The organism is Alcaligenes sp. Marseille-Q7550 (assembly GCF_965112015.1).
Genome location: NZ_CBCOPU010000007.1, coordinates 1 through 3143, shown reverse-complemented (window position 1 = coordinate 3143; position 3143 = coordinate 1). Strand labels below are relative to the sequence as shown.

The 3143-nt window shown below is 66.3% G+C and carries 3 protein-coding genes and 1 pseudogene; all 4 read left to right on the top strand.

Translation table 11 applies throughout. From position 1 onward, the window contains the following. A pseudogene (locus tag ACWPWO_RS18640) lies at positions 1-244 on the top strand (DNA polymerase III subunit delta); the annotation flags it as partial. Positions 245-311: 67 nt separating this feature from the next. Continuing rightward, positions 312-1607: a glutamate-5-semialdehyde dehydrogenase gene (locus ACWPWO_RS18635; RefSeq protein ID WP_454007871.1), complete on the top strand. Its 1296-nt coding sequence runs from the start codon at positions 312-314 to the stop codon at positions 1605-1607. Positions 1608-1610: 3 nt separating this feature from the next. Continuing rightward, complete coding sequence (locus ACWPWO_RS18630; protein ID WP_454006616.1) at positions 1611-2027, top strand: CopD family protein; 417 nt, start codon at positions 1611-1613, stop codon at positions 2025-2027. A 10-nt stretch (positions 2028-2037) separates the two neighbouring features. Beyond that, positions 2038-3143, top strand: a 1106-nt coding sequence (locus ACWPWO_RS18625; protein ID WP_454007870.1) for a THUMP domain-containing class I SAM-dependent RNA methyltransferase, incomplete at its 3' end; no start/stop codon positions are given.

The window sequence follows — 3143 nt, the reverse complement described above, 5'->3', positions numbered from 1 at the left end:
GCAGGGCCAGGACATCGCTTCCCTGTTCCGTCAGCACCGCATCTTCGGGCCGCGCGAAAAACTCGTGCGCCAGGCCCTGGAGCGCATCCCGGACGCCGCCTGCCCGGCCGCCGTGCTGCACGCCCACGACATAGACAGGCCCATCAAGGGCCTGCGCCCGGCCGGCCGCCAGAACGATCCCTGGGAAGAAATGCGTCGCCTGACCTTGCGTATCGCCGTGGCGACACGACCGGCCCGCGCCTGACTTCCCAACGCCCCGAACCCTTTATTTGTTGCGATAATGCTCTCTTGAACCGGAGAGTTTCACGGCTATGAACGACATCACCCATACCTCCGCCGCCCAGCAAGCCGGCGACCTGCCCACCCTCATGCGCGACCTGGGCGTGCGCGCCCAGGCCGCTGCGCGCCGCATGCGCGCCGCCAGCGGCAAGGCCAAGGCCGACGCCCTGCGCCACATGGCCGACGCCCTGATGGAGCAGAAGGTCCAGTTGCAGGCCGCCAACGAGCTGGACCTGCAGGCCGCGCGCGAGCGTCAGATCGCGCCGGCCATGATCGAGCGCCTGGCCCTGTCGGACAAGGCCCTGCACATCATGACCACGGGCCTGCGCCAGATCGCGGACATGGACGATCCGGTCGGGCAGATCAGCGCCTCGCGCACCCGCCCTAACGGCATGCGCGTGGCGCAGATGCGCGTGCCCCTGGGCGTGATCGGCATCATCTACGAATCCCGGCCCAACGTCACCATCGACGCGGCCGCCCTGTGCCTGAAGTCGGGCAATGCCACCATCCTGCGCGGCGGCAGCGAGGCCTTCCATTCCAACCAGGCGCTGGCGCGCATCATCGCCGACGGCCTGGAGCGCGCCGGACTGCCCAAGGAAGCCGTTCAGGTCGTGCCCACCACCGACCGCGACGCCGTGGGCCTGCTGGTCACCATGAATGATTTCGTGGACGTCATCGTGCCGCGCGGCGGCAAGAGCCTGATCCAGCGCCTGAGCGACGAAGCCACCGTGCCCCTGATCAAGCACCTGGACGGCAACTGCCACGTCTATGTGGACGAATTCGCCGACCTGGAGAAGGCGGCGCGCATCGTGTTCAATGCCAAGACCTACCGCTACGGCATCTGCGGCACCATGGAAACCCTGCTGGTGCATCGCAATATCGCCCCCGCCTTCCTGCCCGGCGCCGCCCGTCAGTTGCAGGAAAAGGGCGTGGAGCTGCGCGGCTGCGAACAGACCCGCGCCCTGGTCTCGAACGTGACACCGGCCACCGAATCCGACTGGGAAACCGAATTCGCCGCGCCCATCCTGGCAGTGCGCATCGTCGACTCCATGGAGCAGGCCATGGATCATATCGCCCGCTACAGCTCCGAGCACACGGAATCCATCGTCACGGAGAACCTGAGCAACGCCGAACGCTTCCAGCGCGAGGTGGACTCCAGCTCCGTCATGGTGAACCTGCCGACCTGTTTCGCCGACGGCTTCGAGTACGGCCTGGGCGCCGAAATCGGCATCTCCTCCAATCGCCTGCACGCCCGCGGCCCCGTCGGTCTGGAAGGACTGACGACCTATAAATGGGTGCTGCACGGCGACGGCCAGTTGCGCGGTTAGACCATGCTCTGGCTCAAGGCTTTCCACATTCTGTTCGTCACGTCCTGGTTCGCGGGCCTGTTCTACCTGCCGCGCATCTACGTCAACCTGGCCCAGGACCACGACGCTGCAAGCCGCGAAACGCTGCTGGGCATGGCCCGGCGGCTGTATCGCTTCATGACGCCCCTGGCCATCCTGACGCTGCTCACCGGCCTGGGGCTGTTTTTGTACTACGGCATAGGCAAGGGACAAGGCTGGATGCATGCCAAGCTGGCTCTGGTCCTGACGCTGTTTGCCTTCCATGGCGTGTGCGGACGCTTCCTGCGGAAGTTCCAGCAGGGGCTGAACACCCGCTCGCACATCTTCTTCCGCTGGTTCAATGAATTTCCGGTCATCGTTCTGCTGCTGGTCCTCATCCTGGTGGTTGTAAAACCCTTTTAATGCACTCTTCATGTCAGACCAACCCGAACGCAAGACACTAAGCCTGGTGTCAGGCAACAAAAAGAAAAGCGCCAGCACCGAACCACGCACGCGCTCCGGCGCGCGCGCGCGCGTCGTCAGCCAGCAGGAACGCCAGCAAGGCGCTCCCAAACGCGAACCCCGACCTTACGCCGGCAAGCGCGAGCAGGAACGTCCCGCCTTCAACCGCGACCAGGACCGCCGCCCCCCATCCGGTGAACGGCGCGAGTTCTCCGGCGAGCGCCGTGAGCGACCCGCCTTCAACCGCGACCAGGAACGCCGTCCCCAGTCCGGTGAGCGGCGCGAGTTCTCCGGTGAGCGCCGCGAATCGGCCAGTCGCAGCAGCAGCCTATTCAGTCCGGCCAAGAACGGCGACGCCTTTCCACAGTACGATTCGCCCATCAAGAAAGTGGACAGCCCGCAGGCGCCCCGTCCGGGCCAACGCCTGCACGACGCCAGCATCCAGCAGACTGAGCGAGTGCAGATCAAGGCCGCCCAGACCGAACAGTACCGCCTGTTCGCTCCTTGCCCGCAGGGTCTGGAAGAAGCCCTGGCGGCCGAGCTCCAGGACCTGGGCTACGATCACGTCCAGGCCGGCCGCGCCGGCTGCCATTTCGTTGCCGACTGGATCGGCGTCATGCGCGCCAACCTGTCCTCGCGTCTGGCCACCCGCATCCTGCTGGAACTCTCGCACGCGCCAGTCGGCAACGAAGACGATATCCTGGCCCTGGCCCGCCTGACGCCCTGGGAACGCTGGTTCGGCCCCGAGCAGACCCTGCGCGTGGACACCTCGGCCGTGCGCAGCCCCATGCAGAGCCTGCAATACTGCAATCTGCGCGCCAAGGACGGCATCTGCGACCGCCTGCGCGAACTGGAAGGCGCGCGCCCGTCCATCGACACCGTACGGCCCGACGCCCGCGTGCACCTGTTCCTGGACGAGACCACCGCTACTTTCTACCTGGACACCAGCGGCGAATCCCTGTTCAAGCGGGGCTGGCGCCACGACAAGGGCGACGCGCCCTTGCGCGAGAACCTGGCCGCCGGCCTGCTGGCCCTGTCGGGCTGGGATCCCTCCAAACCGCTGCTCGATCCGTTCTG

What these genes read in the sequence shown, in the direction of transcription:
- ACWPWO_RS18635 (WP_454007871.1), top strand. Translation starts at nt 312, where the DNA reads ATGAACGACATCACCCATACCTCCGCCGCCCAGCAAGCCGGCGACCTG.
- ACWPWO_RS18630 (WP_454006616.1), top strand. Translation starts at nt 1,611, where the DNA reads ATGCTCTGGCTCAAGGCTTTCCACATTCTGTTCGTCACGTCCTGGTTC.